This window comes from Frigoribacterium sp. PhB118 (assembly GCF_003751725.1).
In the GTDB taxonomy this organism is placed as follows: Bacteria; Actinomycetota; Actinomycetes; order Actinomycetales; family Microbacteriaceae; genus Frigoribacterium.
On sequence record NZ_RKID01000003.1, the window covers coordinates 349253 to 365600 of the forward strand.

The window sequence follows — 16348 nt, forward strand, 5'->3', positions numbered from 1 at the left end:
GCGACCGGACCACGCGTCGCACCACCGAATGAACGTCGCACCGCCGACATGCGCGGCGCGACGTCCAGTCGACGGTGCGACGCGAGCGCGGGCTGGACCGGGACGGGGCTCAGCCCTCGCGCTCGGTCGCTCCGGCCGGTGCCGCGGGCCCGCGCACGGCGTCGTGCGCCGACACGTCACGGTCCGCACCCTCGTCGCGCGCCTGCATCCGCGGCGAGTTGAGCAGCAGGTTCAGGAGCACGGCGACGATCGCGCCGGCGCTGATGCCCGAGTCGAAGACGATCGTGAACCAGGTCGGGAACTGCGCGTAGATCTCGGGGCTGACCGTCGGCAGCAGGCTCACGCCCAGCGCGACCGCCACGATCAGGATGTTCGAGTTCGTGAACCGCACCTTCGACAGCGTCCGGATGCCGCTCGCCGCGACCATGCCGAACAGCGCGACGCCCGCCCCGCCGAGCACCGCCACGGGCACGCCCTCGACGACGGCCCCGAGCGCGGGCACCAACCCGAGCACCACGAGGATGCCCCCCGCCAGCGTCGCCACGTACCGCGACTTCACGCCGGTGATGCTGACCAGGCCGACGTTCTGCGCGAACGCGGTGTACGGGAACGTGTTGAAGACGCCGCCGATGACGGTCGACAGGCCGTCGGCCCGCAGCCCGTCGGCCAGTCGTCGCGGCGTCACCGGGCGGTCGACGATCTCGCCCACCGCGATGATGTCGCCGGTGGTCTCGGTCATGATCACCAGGCCGACGATGCACATCGACACGATCGCGCTCACCGGGAAGGTCGGCAGCCCGAAGTGGAACGGCAGGGCGAGCCCGAACCAGGCGCTCTCGCCCACTCCGCTCCAGTCGGTCAGCCCGAACGGCCAGGCGACGAGGGTGCCGACGACGAGCCCCAGCAGGATCGACAGGCGGCGGAGCGCAGGAGGCGCGAACCGCTCGATCAGGATGATCAGCAGCAGGGTGCCCGCGGCGAAGGCGACGTCGAGCGGGCGTCCGAAGTCGTCGGAACCCGCGCCTCCTCCGACCCAGCCGGCGGCGACGTCCATCAGCGAGACGCCGATGATCAGGATGACCGTGCCCGTGACGATCGGCGGGAAGAACCGCACCAGCTTCGAGAAGAACGGGGCGAGCAGCATCATGAAGACGCCGCTCGCGATGACCGAGCCGTAGATGGCCGTGATGCCGTACTCGCCACCGATGACGATCATCGGTCCGACGGCGGCGAAGGTGCAGCCCTGCATCAGGGGCAGCCGCACACCGAAGCGCCAGAACCCGACGGACTGCACGATCGTCGCGATGCCGGCCACGAAGAGGTCGGCGCTGATCAGGTAGGCGATGTCGCCGGGCTCGAGCTGGCCCATGCCGACCAGGGCTCCGCCGACGATGAGGGGCACGGCGACCGCCCCGGCGTACATCGCGAGCACGTGCTGCAGGCCGAGCGGGAAGAGCCTCCGCAGCGGCGGGACGCGGTCGACGGGGTGGGTCGTCTCGGGCGGCCCGGCGGTCGCGACCGGCGAAGCGGACGGCTCGGGCGACTCGGGCGGGGACTGTGACATCGGGACTCCTGATCGTGGGGATGTCGGGTGGTCGCCGCCAGCGTACGAAACGCGCGTTTCGTCGCGACGGCACGCGTGTTTCAGACTCGTGTCGTCGGCGGGGTCGATGCGCTCGGTGCCGCTCGTGCCGATGCACCCGCTTCCGAACGATGCACCCACGAGCACGGGGGTGCATCTTTCGACACCGGGTGCATCGAGAAGGAGGCGCGGGCTGGCGGCCGAGGAGCGCGGCGGCAACCGGCGCCGTCGCCAGGCGACGCGGCCCGGCCCGGCCCGGCCCCGCACCGCGGCCGGCGCAGCGCGTCGCTCAGCGCGCAGTGATCACCCGCACGAGGTGCATCGTGACGTCCGCCGATCGCCCCGCCGTCAGGGCGAGGTTCTCATCGTGCACGTCGTGGGCGTCCGGACCGGCGAGGTCGCTGATGCCGCGCACCGAGACGAACGGCACGTGGTGGACGTGGCAGGTCTGCGCGATCGCCATCGACTCCATGTCGACGGCGTCCACGTCGACGACGTCGGCGAAGGCGCTGCGCACGCCGATCACGCGCTCGGCGGTCATGAACGCGTCGCTCGACGCGATCAACCCCGGGCGCACGGCCCACGGACCACCCGACGTGCCGTCCGACCCGGCCGACGTCTCGCCCGAGCCAGCCGACGTGTCGGACGGGACGGACGTGTCGTACGCGACCGCCGCCTCCATCAGGGACTCGTCGGCGTGGAAGCTGGCCGGCATCCCGGGGACCTGCCCCAGCCGGTAGCCGAACACGCGCGCGTCGGCGTCGAGGTTGACGTACTCCGAGCCCGCGACGACGTCGCCGATCTCGATGCCGGCGCCCATGCCCGCAGCGGTGCCGGCGCTGATCACGGTCGGCACGACACCCTCGAGCGAGCCGGCCCGCACGATGGCCGACGTGGCCGCTCCGGCGGCGTTGACGAACCCGATGCCGCTCTGCACGAGCAGCAGCTCGACCCCGTCGATCTCGACGACCCGCTGCAGCGACCCGCCGACGGCGACCGGCTCGTCGACGCGCGACGCCCGGGAGACGAACGGCGCCGCCTCGTCGGCCATCGCCACGACGACGATGATCGGGGGGACGGCGACCGCCGCGACCCCGTCGGCAGGAGGCGCGGCGTGCGTCCCGCTCATCGGGTGACGGTCGACCACTCGTCGCGGGCCGCGAGGAAGTCGCGGGCGACGCCCTGGGCACCCTCGAGCGTGTGGTTGGCGCCCCAGCCGCACTGGACCTCGTTGGCCGCGGGGACCTCGGTCGCGGTGGTGATGTCGGTGAGGGTGCCCTCGATCAGCGACAGGACGTCGTCCATCGCGGGGTCGCCCTGAAGGATCAGGTAGAAACCGGTCTGGCAGCCCATCGGCGAGAAGTCGATGACGTCGCCGGAGCGGTTGCGGGAGTGCTCGGCGAAGAGGTGCTCGAGCGAGTGGACCGACGCCATGTCGAGGTGAGCCTCGTTCGGCTGGGTGAACCGGACGTCGAACTTGGTGATGACGTCGCCGTGCGGCAACGTCTTCTGGTCGGCGACGCGCACGTAGGGCGCGGCGACGGTGCGGTGGTCGAGGTTGAACGACTCGACGTTCATCTTGGGCTGGGTCACGATGGTCCCTTCGGGGTGCGGACGGGGCGCGGGAGGCACCTCGGTCTCTGCACCGATCTGTGCGTCCCAACGCCCTGTCGACCCTAGGACATTCCCTCCGCGCCGGTCGGAGTGTGACCCCGCATGCGGCCCGCCGCTCCGCCGCTCGGCCGCTCCGCCGCTCGGCCGCTCGTCCCGCCACCCCGCCACCCCGCCACCCCGCCACCCCGCCACCCCGCCACCCCGCCACGGAGTAAACAACCCGCCACGCAAAAAGATGGCGGTGTGTTTGCTTCGTGGCGGCGAGCGGGGGAAAAGGGATGGGGGGCGGACCGGCGGGCGCAGCCCAGTGCAGGGCAGCGCAGCGCAGCGCGCTACGGCAGCGTGTGTCCGGCGGCCGTGAAGAGCCGGTACCACTCGGGCCGGGTCAGGGGCACGTCCGACCCCGCGGCGCTGTCGCGGAGATGCGCGACGCTCGTGGTGCCGAGCACGACCTGCATCCGGGCCGGGTGCCGGGTGATCCAGGCCACGGGGATCGCCGACGGTGGGACGTCGTACTTGGCGGCGAGCTCGTCGATGACGTCGTTGAGCTCGGGGTAGCCGTCGCGGTCGCCGAGGAACACGCCGTCGAAGAACCCCTTCTGGAACGGCGACCAGGCCTGCAAGGTCATGTCGTTGAGGCGGCTGTAGTCGAGGATGCCGTTGTCGCGGTCGACGGACTGGTCGAGCCCCGCCATGTTGGCCGCGACGCCCGCCGCGATCAGCGGGGCGTGGGTGATGCTGAGCTGCACCTGGTTGACGATCAGCGGCTGCGTCACGCTGCGCTTGAGCAGCTCGACCTGGGCGGGCGTGTGGTTCGAGACGCCGAAGTGGCGCACCTTGCCGGCGGCGTGCAGCTGGTCGAAGGCGGCGGCCACCTCGTCGGGCTCGACCAGGGCGTCGGGACGGTGCAGCAGCAGCACGTCGAGGCGGTCGGTGTGCAGGGCGGCGAGCGAGGCGTCGACCGACTCGAGGATGTGCTCGGTCGAGAAGTCCCAGAAGCCGTCACGGATGCCGACCTTGCTCTGCAGCTGGATCGCGTCGCGCTCGGACGAGGTCATGGTGACGGCGTCGCCGAAGCGCTGCTCGCAGTGGTGGGGGTGGTCGCCGTACACATCAGCGTGGTCGAAGAAGTCGATGCCGAGGTCTCGGGCCTCGGCCACGAGTTCACGGATCGCGTCGTCGGTCATGCCCGAGATGCGCATGAGCCCGAGGACGATGGTCGAGGCGGGGCGGTCGGTGGTGGGTAACGTCGTCGTCTTCACGCTGCCAGTCTGCTCTCGTCCGGCGTCCCCGGGAGCCGACCCGCGCCTCCTCGGGGGACGGTCAGGAGGCGCGGGGCGCCTGGGGAGGACCCGTCCCGTCGTTCGCGCCCTCCGTTCCGAACCCCCCGGCATGACCGTCACCGCGAGCGCGAGCACCGCGCGCGTCGCCGCCGCTCCGCTCGACCGGGCGTGGAGCATCGCGACGCCGCTGACCCCCGTCGGGTTCTATCCGCGGGCGGGGGTGATCCCGGCCGTCGTGGCCGTCCACGACCAGACCGGCCCGTGGGACGCCGTGGGGCGCACCCGCCGGCTCGAGCTGTCGGACGGCAGCAGCGTCGTCGAGAGCCTCGTGCGCGTGGAGCCCGACGGGGTCTTCGTCTACGAGCTCAGCGAGTTCACCGGGCTGCTCGGGCGGCTGGTGACGGGCGGCCGCGCCGACTGGAGCTACCGGGCGACCCCGAGCGGGCGCACGCGGGTCGACTGGACCTACTCGTTCTTCGCCCGACCGGGGCGCGGGGCGATCGTGCGCGGGATCGTGCGCTTCGCCTGGGCGCCGTACATGCGCCGCGTGCTCGTCGGCATCACCCGCGAGATCGAGCGCACCGCCTAGCCGCGCGCGTCCACACCCCGGGTCCGTCCACGCCCCGGGTCCGTCCACGTCCCGGGCTCGCCCCCGGCGGGGCACGGGCCTCCGGGCACCGCTACCCTCAGGGCATGAAGGACGCCACGATCTACGACGTGGCGAAGCGCGCGGGCGTCTCGCACCAGACCGTCAGCAGGTTCCTGCGGGGGTTCGAGGGCATCCGTCCCGCCACCCGCGAGAAGGTCGAGCAGGCCCTCGCCGAGCTCGAGTACCGCCCCAACTCGGCGGCCCGGTACCTGCGCCTGCAGCGGACGAACCGCATCGGGCTGCTCGCCGACAACATGCACCAGTCGGGGCCCGCCCGCACGATCGCCGGGGCCACGGAGGCCGCGCGTTCGCTCGGCTACGTCACCGACATCGTCTCGATGGACGGCGGCGACGAGCGCTCGGTCGACGACGCCCTCGACCTGATGCTCGGGCAGCAGATCGCCGGCATCGTCGTGACCGCGCAGACCGCCGTCGCCCGGTCGGCGCTCGAACGCCGGGCGATCTCGGTGCCCGTGGCGCGTGACTTCGGGCTGATGGTCGAGGGCACCACCGAGTCGATCAACGAGCACGCCGGCCGGGTCGCGGCCGAGCACCTCGTGGGCCTCGGCCACCGCCGTGTGGCCTACGTCGCCGGGCCGGACCAGTGGCTGGCCGCCCGCGAGCGCGCCGACGGGTTCCGCCAGGCGGTGACCGGGTCCGGAGGCGCGGTGACGGTCACCGACGTCGGCGACTGGTCCGCGGCGGCCGGCTACGACATCGGGCTGCGACTGGCCGCCCGGACGGACGACTTCACCGCCATCGCCGTCGCGAACGACGCCATGGCGATGGGGCTGCTCGCCGCCCTCGCCGCCGAGGGCGTCTCGGTGCCGCACGAGGTCAGCGTGGTCGGCAACGACGACACTCCCGAGGCGCGGTTCATGGTGCCGTCGCTGTCCACCGTGGCACTCGACTTCGGCTTCGAGGGGGCACACGTGATGACGTCGCTGATCGCCCACATCGAGGGACGCAGCCCCGACACGGCCAGCCGCCTGCCGGTGCCGTCCCTCGTCGCGCGCGCCTCGACCGCACCCGCGCGCGGCTGACGCCCCCGAGCGCGGGCCGAGCCGCGCAGCCCACCGGCGCGGGCCCGCGCGCGGCTGACGCCCCCGGGCGCGGGCCCATCGGCGCAGGCCCACCGGCGCAGGCCGAGCCGCGCGGGCCGACCCGCGCCTCCCCCACCGGGGACCCGTCGACGACGGGGTCTTGCGCGGGTGGCGGCTCGTAGGTTACGTTCTCCGCAGACGCCGATGTTATCGACAACATCCACCGAACATCGATCGACGTCCCGAGCACGCGCGGGACGACGTCGGCGGTCGCCACCGCAGCCGACACACACGAACGGGTCAACGATGACTTCTGCTCCACGCCATTCCGGGGTGCTCTTCGGAGCCGCCTACTACGCCGAGTACCAGCAGGCGGGCACCCTCGACCGCGACCTCGACCTGATGGTCGAGGCGGGCTTCACGGTGATCCGCGTGGGCGAGTCGGTCTGGTCGACGTGGGAGCCGCGCGAGGGCGAGTTCGACCTCGACTGGCTCCAGCCCGTGCTCGACGGCGCCCACGCCCGCGGCATCGGGGTGGTGCTCGGCACGCCGACCTACGCGGTGCCGCCGTGGCTGCAGGTGCGCCACCCCGAGATCGCCGCCGAGCGGACGACCGGCGTCCGCGCCGGCTGGGGCGCCCGACAGGAGATGGACCAGAGCCACCCCGCCTACCGCTTCTACGCCGAGCGCGTCGTCCGCAAGGTCGTCGAGCGCTACGCGCAGCACCCCGCCGTGATCGGGTGGCAGGTCGACAACGAGCCCGGCAACGAGCGCCCGCGCAATGACCAGGTCTTCGACCGCTTCGTGGCCTGGCTGCAGCGCAAGTACGTCACCGTCGAGCGCCTGAACGAGGAGTGGGGCCTGGTCTACTGGTCGCACCGGCTGACCGAGTGGTCGCAGCTCTGGCGTCCCGACGGCAACGTGCAGCCGCAGTACGACCTCGAGTGGCGGCGCTTCCAGGGCGAGCTGGCCGACGAGCTGATCGCCTGGCAGGCCGACGTCGTCCGCGAGTACGCCCGCGACGACCAGTTCGTCACCACCTGCATCTCGTACTCGCGCCCGCAGGTCGCCGACGAGCGGCTCGTCGAGAGCCTCGACGTCACCGCCGGGAACCCGTACTACAAGATGCAGGACGGCCTGACGCTCGGCGTCGAGGTGCCCCGCGAGGCCGGCTGGTGGCACACCGGCGTCTGGGCCCTGCAGCAGTGGGGCGACCGGGCGTTCTCGTCGGCGCAGGCCCCCTTCCTCGTCACCGAGACCAACGCGCAGTCGATCGGCGGCCCCTGGCAGAACCACCCGCCGTTCGACGGGCAGATCAAGCAGGCCGCGCTCGCGCTCGTCTCCCGCGGTGCCCGCATGGTCGAGTACTGGCACTGGCACACGCTGCACTTCGGCGTCGAGACCTACTGGGGCGGCGTGCTGCCGCACAGCCAGCGTCCCGGTCGCATCCACCGCGAGGTCTCGGCCCTGGGCGCCACGCTCAAGGCGGTCGGCGGCGCCGTCGACGGCCTCGAGCCCGACGCCGACGTGCTGATGCTCTGGTCGACCGAGACCAAGTGGTCGTTCGAGACGTACCCGCCGCTGGCCCTGCCCGACGGCACCCCCGACCCGGAGTCGTACCTCCACCTGTTCGACGCGCACTACCGCGGGCTCGCCGAGGCGGGCGTGCAGGTGCGCATCCAGCACGTGGCGCAGTTCCTCGCCGCCGACCCGGCCGAGCTGGCCGCGGCGCACCCCGTGCTCGTCGTGCCGGCGCTGTACGTCGTCGACGACGCCACGCTCACCGCGCTCACCGCGTACGCCGAGGCGGGCGGCCACTTGGTGGTCGGCATCCGCACGGCCTACGGCGACGAGCTCGCCCGCGCCCGCCGCGACCCGGCGCCCGCCCGGCTCTCGGGCCCCGCGGGGGTCTGGTACGAGGAGTACACCAACCTCGACCACCCCCTCGCCGTCCACGTCGCGGACGCCGGCACCGCCGAGCGCACCGACGGCACGACCGCAGGAGGCGCGGGCGCGGCCACCGAGGACGTCACCGCCCCGGCCTCCCCCGCCGACGCACCCTTCGTCCTCGAGCCGGGCTCCGCCGGCACCCGCTGGGCCGACGTCCTGCACGTCGAGGACGCCACCGTCGTGCTGCGGGCCGCGCCGACCGAGATCGGGGCCGACGCGATGCTGACGACCCGCGCCTCCGGAGCCGGCCGCGTCAGCTACGTCGCGACCGTGCCCAACCCCGAGCTCTCGCGCTCGATCGCCCGGTGGCTCGTGCCCGCCACGGCGGCGGGCACGTGGGCGGCGACCGAGACGGTCACGGTCACCACCGGTTCACGGGCCGGAGCCCCCGGGCTCGCGTTCGTGTCGAACTGGTCGGCCCACGAGGGAACGGTCACCACGCCCTCCGCGGTGCGTGACCTCGAGACCCGGGAGGTCGTCGCCGCCGGCACCACCCTGACCCTCGCCCCGCGCGCGGCCCACGTGTACGAGCTCGTCGACGCCGACGCCGACGCCTCGTAGGCGGCCCGACCCGGACGCCCCGACCCGGCCGCCCGACCGGCACGACGTCCCCCGCGGCACCCGGCCCGCACCACCCCACCCCACCGACCCGCACCACGTCCCCCTGCACCACCCGATCCCCCGCACCACTCCCCCACCCCCTCGAGGAAGAACCACCATGAAGAGAAAGACCACAGCAAAGGCGCTCGTGTCACTCGCCGTCGTGTCAGCGTTCGTGCTGACCGGCTGCGCCCCGTCCGGCGGAGGCGCGGGTGGTGGTGGCGACACCGCGCCCGTCTCGCAGGCCGACATCGACAAGGCCATGGACACCGACACGACCCTCACCTTCTGGACCTGGGTGCCCGACGTCCAGAAGGAGGTCGACCTGTTCGAGGCCAAGTACCCGAAGATCAAGGTCGACGTCGTCAACGTGGGCACCGGCACCGCGCAGTACCCGAAGCTGCGGACGGCCCTGAAGGCCGGCAAGGGCGCACCCGACGTCGCCCAGATCGAGTACCAGTACATCCCGTCCTTCCGCCAGACCGGCAGCCTCGTCGACCTGACCCCCTACGGAGGCGCGGACCTCGAGTCGAAGTACGTCCCGTGGGTCTGGAACCAGGTCGCGGACGACACCGGCGTCTGGTCGGTGCCGCAGGACTCCGGCCCCCTCGGCAACCTCTACCGCTCGGACATCTACGAGCAGGCGGGGCTGACGGAGGCGCCCGAGACCTGGGCCGACTTCGCGACCGACGCGCAGACGATCAAGGACAAGACCGACTCGTACATCTCGAACCTGCCCGGCAACGACCCCGGCCAGATCGTCGGGCTGTTCTGGCAGGCCGGCGCCAAGCCGTTCTCGTACGACGGCGACAAGACCGTCGGCATCGACCTCGACTCGACCGAGACGCAGAAGGTCGTCACGTTCTGGCAGGACCTGATCGACAAGGACCTCGTCTCGACCGACGCCGACTTCAACGACGCCTGGTACCAGGGCTTCTCGTCGGGCAAGTACGCCAGCTGGCAGACCGCCGCCTGGGGCCCCGTCTTCCTGCAGGGCACGGCCGCGAACACCAGCGGCAAGTGGACCGCCGCGAAGATCCCGCAGTGGAAGGCCGGCGAGGACGTCTCGGGCAACTGGGGCGGATCGAGCGACGCCGTCATCACGGGCACGCAGAACCCGATCGCCGCGGCCGAGTTCAGCAAGTTCCTGAACAGCGACCCCGAGTCGACCCTCGCCTTCGCGAACGAGCAGTTCCTGTTCCCGACGACGACCGACACCCTCTCGAGCAGCGACTTCACCGACACCGCCTCGGACTTCTACGGCGGCCAGAAGGTCAACGAGCTCTTCGCCGGCGTCTCGGACACGGTCAGCACCGACTTCCAGTGGCTGCCGTTCATGGACTACGTCTACTCGAGCTTCAACGACACGCTCGGCAAGGCGATCGCCGACCACTCCGACCTCTCCGCCGCCCTCACGGCGTGGCAGGACGACGTCACCGCCTACGCGAAGCAGCAGGGCTTCACCGTCAAGTAGCGCTCACGGGGTGCCGCCCGCCCTCGGGCGGCACCCCCTCGGCCCGGCAAGGAGCCCCATGTCCACCTCCGTCACCCCTCGTCGAGACGCGACCCGCGCCTCCTCGTCCCGTCAGCCCGCCACCCCGCGGCGCACGAGCTCGCTGCACCGACCGCAGCTCGTCGCGGCCTGGGCCCTGGCGATCCCGTTCCTGCTCGTCTTCGCGGCGATGTTCCTCGTGCCGCTCGGCTACGCGGGCTACCTGAGCACCTTCACCTCGCAGCTCGTCGGCGGGCAGGTCTTCTCGGGCCTCGCCAACTACAGCCGCGCACTGAACGACCCGAGCTTCTGGGCCGGCCTCGGGCGGGTCGCGCTGTTCCTCTTCGTGCAGGTGCCGATCATGCTCGTGATCGCCCTGTTCGTCGCCCTCGCCCTCGACACCGGCCGGGTGGCCGGCAGCAAGTTCGTCCGCCTCGCGATCTTCGTGCCGTACGCCGTGCCCGGCGTCGTCGCGACGCTGATGTGGGGCTACCTCTACGGCCGCGAGTCCGGCCTGATCGCCCAGGTGATCAGCGGAGTCGGCCTCACGCCGCCCGACCTGCTGTCGCCGCAGAACGTGCTCGGCAGCACGATGAACATCGTCAGCTGGGAGTTCATCGGCTACAACATGATCGTGCTGTACGCCGCCCTGCGCAGCGTGCCGACCGAGATGTACGAGGCCGCCGAGATCGACGGCGCCGGGCCCTGGCGGGTGGCGTGGAGCATCAAGATCCCGGCGATCCGCTCGGCGATCCTGCTGACCGTGATCTTCTCGGTGATCGGGTCGTTCCAGCTCTTCAACGAGCCCAACCTGCTCTACAGCATCGCGCCCAACGCGATCGGGTCGGACTTCACCCCGAACCTCTACGCGTACAACGTCGCGTTCAAGAACCAGGACGTCAACTACGCCGCGGCCATCGCGTTCCTGCTCGGGTTCCTCATCATGATCATCAGCTACGTGGTGCAGCTCGCCACCTCACGCAAGGAGCGACTGTCGTGACGATCGCACCCGCCCCCGTCGACACCGCCGGGGCCACGTCCGTCGACCGTCCCGTCCGCCGCCTCGAGGGCTCGGGAGGCGCGGGCAATCGCCGCCCGCGACGTCGCGTCGAGCGGTCCAAGCGCAAGACGCCGATCCTCACCGTGATCCTCTGGATCACGCTGGCGTACTTCCTGCTGCCGCTGGTCTGGCTGGCGATCCAGGCGACCAAGACCAACGGCGACATCTTCTCGACGTTCGGCCTGGCCTTCGGCCGCACCTTCGCGCTGGGCGACAACCTGGCGCAGCTGTTCACGTTCCAGGACGGCATCTTCGTGCAGTGGATGGGCAACACGGTGCTCTACGCCGTGGTCAGCTCGGTCGGTGCGGCGGTGCTCGCCACGATGTGCGGCTACTCGCTGGCCAAGTACGTCTTCAAGGGCAGGTCGTTCGTCTTCGGGCTGATCCTCGGGGCGGTCATGGTGCCGCTGACGGCGCTGGCGATCCCGACCTACCTGCTGTTCAGCGCGGCGAACCTCGTCGACACCCCGTGGGCGATCATCCTGCCGTCGCTGGTCAGCCCGTTCGGCGTCTACCTGATGCGCGTCTACGCGAGCGAGGCGGTCGACGACAGCCTGCTCGAGGCGGCCCGCATCGACGGGGCCGGCGAACTGCGGATCTTCCTGACGATCGCGTCCCGGCTGCTCGCACCGGGCATCGTCACGGTGTTGCTGTTCGCCCTGGTCTCGACCTGGAACAACTACTTCCTGCCATTGATCATGCTGAACGACCCGTCGCTGTTCCCGGCGACGGTCGGCCTGGCGCAGTGGCAGCAGGCGGCCACCGGCGGCGGCGGCGCCCAGGTGCTGTTCTCGACCGTGCTGACCGGGTCGTTCGTGTCGATCCTGCCGCTGGTCGTGGCGTTCCTGTTCCTCCAGCGCTTCTGGCAGTCCGGCCTGAGCGCCGGCGGCGTCAAGGGGTAGCCGGTCCGACTCCCGCCCCGGCCCCCGGTTCACGGTGGAGGTCGGAGCGGGTGGGCCGTGGCCGTGGCAGCGGCGGCCCGGGAGGCGGTGGTGACGTTGAGAGGTCACCACCGCCTCCGTTCGTTCGTCCCGGCGTCAGAGGCGGGCGTGCAGGTCGGCGACGCGGGCGCGGATGTCGTCTCGGACGAGGCGCATGCGCTCCATGCCCTCGACGCCCCGCTCGGACGGTTCGTCGGTGATCCAGGTCTCGAAGCGGGTGCCGGGGACCTCGTCGACCCGCGCCTCCCGACCGAGGACGACGACCACGTCGGCGTCGCGCACCATCTGCTCGGTGAGGGCCTTGGGGTGCTCGTCGCCGAGGTCGATGCCGAGCTCGGCGAGCGACTCGACCGACTGCGCGTTGAGGTCGGTGCCGGGCGTCGTGCCGGCCGACACGACCGTGACCTCGTCGCCGGCGAGGTCACGCATCAGCCCGGCGGCCATCTGCGACTTGCCCCCGTTCTTCTGGCAGACGAACAGGACGGAGGCGCGGGTCGGGGTCATGCGGACACGGTACCGACCCCGGGTGGCCGGGTCCCGTGCCGTCGGGACGCGCCGCCCGCCGATCCGTCGGGGGTCCCGTGTCAGGTTCGCCGGTTCCGCGACACTCCTCTAGTGAAGGGGGTGGACGTGGATCACGACACGGAAGGCGACGACGAGCTCGTCAGACGCACGGTCGGGGGTGACCAGCGGGCGCTGTCGGCCTTGTTCGACCGGCACGCCGCGACGGTGACCCGCTACGCGTGGGCGCTGGCCGCCACCCGGATGGACGTCGAGGAGATCGTGCAGGACACGTTCGTGACCCTCTGGAAGAAGGTCGACCAGATCGACCTGCCCGAGGACTCGCTGCTGCCCTGGTTGCTGGTCGTCTGCCGCAACCACGCCGCCAACCTGCGCCGCAAGCAGGCCCGCGCCGTTACCGACGAACTGCCCGACGACCTCGTCGCCCCGGACCACGGCGAGGAGGCGCGCGACCGGCTGCGCTGGGTCCGCGACGAGATCGACGCCCTCGGCCCGGTCGACCGGCAGATCGTCGAGCTCTGCCTCATCGAGGGGCGCCCCTACGGCGAGGCCGCCGCCCAGGTCGGCCTGAGCATCGGCGCCGTCACCCAACGCGTGTCGCGCACCCGATCGCGACTGAAGAAGAAGGCGGTGATGAACGATGAACTCTGAGCCCCCCACCGGAGACGAGCTGAACCGCATGCTCGTCACGATGAAGCAGAACGTCCTCGAACGCACCACGGAGTCCCCGCGCCGAAAGCGCAACCGGAACCTCGGCCTCGGCCTGGGCCTGGCCGCCCTGCTGGCGATCGGCGGCGGCTCGGGAGCGCTGGCGCTCGGCATGCTGCCCTCGCCGTTCCAGGCGTCGGCACCGTCCACGCCGGCGAGCACGCCCACCCCGACGCCGACGGTCCGGCCGACGGCGACGCCGCGGCCGACGCCGACGGTGGCGCCGGTGGTGGCACCGGTGCCCGCCCTGCCCATCGACTGCGCGACGCTCGCGAGCGGCGTGCGGATGGACCTGTTCATCCCGTCGCCGCTCCAGGGCCGGGTCGACCTGCTCCACCCGTTCGACGCCTCCCTCGTCGAGGCCGGGGTGCTCAGGTGCGAGTGGGGCTCGACCGAGCAGCCGTACTCGATCAGCACCGTCTCGGTGTCGCCCGATCGCGAGAGAGGGCTGAGAGCGGTAGGCGACATGCTCGCCAGCGGGGCCCGGCAGGGAGGGGCAGGTGAGGCCTCGGCGGTGTCCTGCACCGCGCAGGGGTGTGAGGCGACCGTCGTGTCGGGCACCTGGTGGCTCGAGTTCTTCACCTCGGACGTCGACGCCACGGACGAGACGGTGTCGATCGAGACGCGAGCCGCGAACGCGTCCGCGGCGCTGACGAGCATGGCCGCGCAGCTCGACGGAGCGTCACCGGCACGCGGTTGGACCCGGCCGACGTCCTCGTGGAGCAGCGTCGACGCCTGCTCGGCCCTGGCCCCGGACGTCCCCCTGGCCGACGTCCTCGGATCCCCCGGCCTCGAGGGTCCGCGAGAACTGCAGTTCGAGTTCCCGGGCGCCATCACCCAGGCCGCCGATCGGACCGTGAAGTGCGACTGGTACGCACCGCCATCGGACGGTGACGCCGACCCGCCGATCAACAGCGTGACCGTGATGGTGTCGTCGGGCAGCGGCTGGGCGGTGGACCGGGTGGACTCGATGGCCCCCCAGGTCGACCGGTCACCGGTCACCGTGGCGGGTGCCGAGAAGGCCGAGTACGTCTGCGTGTACGGCGAGGGCAGCAGCTGCTACGTCAACGTCCTCACCGACAACTCGTGGTTGCAGGTCGGTGCGGGCAATTTCGACCAGGCGGGCTTGCAAGCCCAGCTGGTCGCGGCCGCGGAGGCGATCGTCGCGACGCGTCCCGCGAGCTGACCCGCGCCTCCTGCGCTGCCGTGACCGAGGCACGCGACCGCAGGAGGCGCGGGTCGGCGGACCCGTCAGGCGTCGAGGCGCCCGCGGGCCCGGCCGCGCACGGCCAGGATCGCGCCGCCGACCAGGGCCGAGAGGAGCGAGCCGACCAGGACGCCGACCTTGACCACGTCGTCCTGCTCGCTACCGGCGCCGTAGGCGAGTTCACCGACCAGGAGCGACACGGTGAACCCGATGCCGGCCACGAACGACAGCCCGAGCACGTCGCCCCAGCGCAGGCTCGGATCGAGCCGGATACCGGGCAGCCGCGTCACCAGCAGGGACGCCCCGGTGATGCCGATCGACTTGCCGAGCACGAGCGCCACGACGATGCCGATCGCGACGCTGTCGCTCAGCGACTCGACCAGCCCGTCGAATCCGCCGACCGTCACGCCTGCCGAGAAGAACGCGAAGACGGGCACCGCCACGCCCGACGAGACCGGGCTCCAGCGCTCGGCGAAGTGGTGGGTCAGCGGGTGCCGCACCTCGTGGCCGTCGGGTCCGACGTGCGTGACGCCGGCCCGGGCCGTCGCCACCGCGGGCACGAGCAGGCCGAGCAGCACGCCCGCGATCGTGGCGTGCACCCCCGAGGCGTGCACGAGGGCCCAGGCGAGGACGCCCAGCGGGATCAGCAGCCACCACGCCCGCACGCCACGCCGGACGAGCACGGCGAACGCGGCGAGCGGCAGCAGCGCCAACAGCAAGGGGACGAAGGCGATGCCCGCCGTGTAGAACACCGCGATGATCGTGATCGCGATCAGGTCGTCGACCACGGCGAGGGTCAACAGGAAGGTGCGCAGGGCCGGGGGCAGCCGCTTGCCGACGACGGCGATCACGGCGACGGCGAAGGCGATGTCGGTCGCGGCAGGGATCGCCCACCCCTGGAGCGCGTCGGGGCCGGCTCCGAGGTTGATCAACGTGAAGAGCAGCGCCGGCAGGGCGACCCCGCCGACCGCCGCGGCGATGGGCAGCACGGCGACCCGGGGGTCGCGCAGCGAGCCGGCGACGAACTCCTGCTTCAGCTCGAGGCCGACCACGAAGAAGAAGATCGCGAGGAGCCCGTCGGCCGCCCAACTGCCCATGCTGAGGTCCAGGTGCAGGGCCTCGGGGCCGAACGACACGTCGCGCACGGCCGAGTAGAACGACCCGGCCGGGCTGTTCGCCAGGACGAGCGCGAGCACGGTCGCCGCGAGCAGCAGCAGTCCGCCGGTCGTGTCGCGGCTGAGGAACCGCGAGAGGCGTGCGCCCCGGCCCTCGGCACGGGGCGCGTGGGCGGGGGCAGGAGGGGCGGGGGTCGGGTCGGGGGCGGGGGCGGGGGTTGGGTCGGTGGCGGGAGCGGGGGCGGCCGGAGCGCGGCCGGCGGGCGTGGGACCCGCGGGCGTGCGGTCGGGGGGCGTGCGGTCGGTCATGGTCGTCGTCCTTCGGGAGCGTCGGCGGGCAGGGCGGGGCGTCCGCTCGACCCGTCGACGACGAGGAGCGGTGCTACGCCACGGGCGGCGGGCACCCGGCGATCTCGCCGTGGGCGTTGCTGCCCCACAGGCTCATCCAGCCGTTCGTGCCGCAGGTGCGCTTCGTCAGCACGAGCCGCTTCGGGAACGCCTGCTGCGCCGTGCGCGCCCGGCGCGGGGCGCGGGACGGGCAGGCGGGTGACGACATGCCCACCAGGGTACCGCCGGGCCCCG

Annotated in this window: 15 protein-coding genes; 8 read left to right on the forward strand and 7 right to left on the reverse strand. The window is 72.1% G+C overall.

Annotation, left to right across the window (positions count from 1 at the left end; genetic code table 11):
• Positions 1–109: 109 nt before the first annotated feature.
• The 4 genes from EDF21_RS11165 to EDF21_RS11180 all read right to left on the reverse strand — a co-directional run bounded on the left by EDF21_RS11165 (position 110) and on the right by EDF21_RS11180 (position 4458).
• Positions 110–1564, reverse strand: a complete 1455-nt coding sequence (locus tag EDF21_RS11165) for a nucleobase:cation symporter-2 family protein (protein ID WP_123571374.1) — start codon at positions 1562–1564, stop codon at positions 110–112.
• A gap of 307 nt (positions 1565–1871) precedes the next feature.
• Positions 1872–2711, reverse strand: coding sequence for a 5'-methylthioadenosine/S-adenosylhomocysteine nucleosidase (locus EDF21_RS11170; RefSeq protein WP_123571375.1), 840 nt, complete (start codon positions 2709–2711; stop codon positions 1872–1874).
• Entirely contained in the window at positions 2708–3160 is a 453-nt protein-coding gene (locus tag EDF21_RS11175) for an S-ribosylhomocysteine lyase (RefSeq protein WP_043597358.1), read from the reverse strand. Before EDF21_RS11175 ends, EDF21_RS11170 begins: the two co-directional genes overlap by 4 nt.
• A gap of 368 nt (positions 3161–3528) precedes the next feature.
• On the reverse strand, positions 3529–4458 hold the full coding sequence (locus EDF21_RS11180) for an aldo/keto reductase family oxidoreductase (protein ID WP_123571376.1): 930 nt from the start codon (positions 4456–4458) through the stop codon (positions 3529–3531).
• 130 nt (positions 4459–4588) lie between these two features.
• On the opposite strand from EDF21_RS11180, the gene EDF21_RS11185 reads away from it, so the two are divergent.
• The 6 genes from EDF21_RS11185 to EDF21_RS11210 all read left to right on the forward strand — a co-directional run bounded on the left by EDF21_RS11185 (position 4589) and on the right by EDF21_RS11210 (position 12175).
• Positions 4589–5068, forward strand: a complete 480-nt coding sequence (locus EDF21_RS11185) for an SRPBCC family protein (RefSeq protein WP_056043870.1) — start codon at positions 4589–4591, stop codon at positions 5066–5068.
• A gap of 104 nt (positions 5069–5172) precedes the next feature.
• Entirely contained in the window at positions 5173–6171 is a 999-nt protein-coding gene (locus EDF21_RS11190) for a LacI family DNA-binding transcriptional regulator (RefSeq protein ID WP_056043874.1), read from the forward strand.
• A 306-nt stretch (positions 6172–6477) separates the two neighbouring features.
• The gene (locus tag EDF21_RS11195) at positions 6478–8682 is read left to right on the forward strand and encodes a beta-galactosidase (protein WP_123571377.1); all 2205 of its coding nucleotides are present in this window, start codon (positions 6478–6480) and stop codon (positions 8680–8682) included.
• A gap of 157 nt (positions 8683–8839) precedes the next feature.
• Positions 8840–10195, forward strand: coding sequence for an ABC transporter substrate-binding protein (locus EDF21_RS11200; protein WP_056043877.1), 1356 nt, complete (start codon positions 8840–8842; stop codon positions 10193–10195).
• 58 nt (positions 10196–10253) lie between these two features.
• Positions 10254–11213: a carbohydrate ABC transporter permease gene (locus EDF21_RS11205; RefSeq protein WP_056043881.1), complete on the forward strand. Its 960-nt coding sequence runs from the start codon at positions 10254–10256 to the stop codon at positions 11211–11213.
• On the forward strand, positions 11210–12175 hold the full coding sequence (locus tag EDF21_RS11210; RefSeq protein WP_082460077.1) for a carbohydrate ABC transporter permease: 966 nt from the start codon (positions 11210–11212) through the stop codon (positions 12173–12175). Before EDF21_RS11205 ends, EDF21_RS11210 begins: the two co-directional genes overlap by 4 nt.
• 135 nt (positions 12176–12310) lie before the next feature.
• Here the strand turns inward: EDF21_RS11210 and EDF21_RS11215 are convergent, their stop codons facing one another.
• Positions 12311–12718, reverse strand: coding sequence for a low molecular weight phosphatase family protein (locus EDF21_RS11215; RefSeq protein ID WP_123571378.1), 408 nt, complete (start codon positions 12716–12718; stop codon positions 12311–12313).
• A 126-nt stretch (positions 12719–12844) separates the two neighbouring features.
• Here EDF21_RS11215 and EDF21_RS11220 point away from each other — a divergent pair, with 126 nt between their 5' ends.
• Both EDF21_RS11220 and EDF21_RS16910 read left to right on the forward strand, forming a co-directional pair.
• Positions 12845–13387, forward strand: coding sequence for an RNA polymerase sigma factor (locus tag EDF21_RS11220; RefSeq protein ID WP_123571379.1), 543 nt, complete (start codon positions 12845–12847; stop codon positions 13385–13387).
• Positions 13377–14630 carry a hypothetical protein gene (locus tag EDF21_RS16910; RefSeq protein ID WP_199736345.1) on the forward strand — a complete coding sequence of 418 codons (1254 nt, stop codon included), beginning with the start codon at positions 13377–13379 and terminating at the stop codon, positions 14628–14630. Before EDF21_RS11220 ends, EDF21_RS16910 begins: the two co-directional genes overlap by 11 nt.
• Positions 14631–14695: 65 nt before the next feature.
• Here the strand turns inward: EDF21_RS16910 and nhaA are convergent, their stop codons facing one another.
• Both nhaA and EDF21_RS16750 read right to left on the reverse strand, forming a co-directional pair.
• Positions 14696–16075 (reverse strand): Na+/H+ antiporter NhaA, encoded by a 1380-nt coding sequence (gene nhaA, locus EDF21_RS11230; RefSeq protein ID WP_123571380.1) that lies wholly within the window; start codon positions 16073–16075, stop codon positions 14696–14698.
• Between the two features lie 73 nt (positions 16076–16148).
• Positions 16149–16322, reverse strand: a complete 174-nt coding sequence (locus EDF21_RS16750; protein WP_157485188.1) for a hypothetical protein — start codon at positions 16320–16322, stop codon at positions 16149–16151.
• Positions 16323–16348: the final 26 nt, after the last annotated feature.

What these genes read in the sequence shown, in the direction of transcription:
- EDF21_RS11165 (WP_123571374.1), bottom strand. Translation starts at nt 1,564, where the DNA reads ATGTCACAGTCCCCGCCCGAGTCGCCCGAGCCGTCCGCTTCGCCGGTC.
- EDF21_RS11170 (WP_123571375.1), bottom strand. Translation starts at nt 2,711, where the DNA reads ATGAGCGGGACGCACGCCGCGCCTCCTGCCGACGGGGTCGCGGCGGTC.
- EDF21_RS11175 (WP_043597358.1), bottom strand. Translation starts at nt 3,160, where the DNA reads ATGAACGTCGAGTCGTTCAACCTCGACCACCGCACCGTCGCCGCGCCC.
- EDF21_RS11185 (WP_056043870.1), top strand. Translation starts at nt 4,589, where the DNA reads ATGACCGTCACCGCGAGCGCGAGCACCGCGCGCGTCGCCGCCGCTCCG.
- EDF21_RS11190 (WP_056043874.1), top strand. Translation starts at nt 5,173, where the DNA reads ATGAAGGACGCCACGATCTACGACGTGGCGAAGCGCGCGGGCGTCTCG.
- EDF21_RS11195 (WP_123571377.1), top strand. Translation starts at nt 6,478, where the DNA reads ATGACTTCTGCTCCACGCCATTCCGGGGTGCTCTTCGGAGCCGCCTAC.
- EDF21_RS11200 (WP_056043877.1), top strand. Translation starts at nt 8,840, where the DNA reads ATGAAGAGAAAGACCACAGCAAAGGCGCTCGTGTCACTCGCCGTCGTG.
- EDF21_RS11205 (WP_056043881.1), top strand. Translation starts at nt 10,254, where the DNA reads ATGTCCACCTCCGTCACCCCTCGTCGAGACGCGACCCGCGCCTCCTCG.
- EDF21_RS11215 (WP_123571378.1), bottom strand. Translation starts at nt 12,718, where the DNA reads ATGACCCCGACCCGCGCCTCCGTCCTGTTCGTCTGCCAGAAGAACGGG.
- EDF21_RS16910 (WP_199736345.1), top strand. Translation starts at nt 13,377, where the DNA reads ATGAACTCTGAGCCCCCCACCGGAGACGAGCTGAACCGCATGCTCGTC.
- nhaA (WP_123571380.1), bottom strand. Translation starts at nt 16,075, where the DNA reads ATGACCGACCGCACGCCCCCCGACCGCACGCCCGCGGGTCCCACGCCC.
- EDF21_RS16750 (WP_157485188.1), bottom strand. Translation starts at nt 16,322, where the DNA reads ATGTCGTCACCCGCCTGCCCGTCCCGCGCCCCGCGCCGGGCGCGCACG.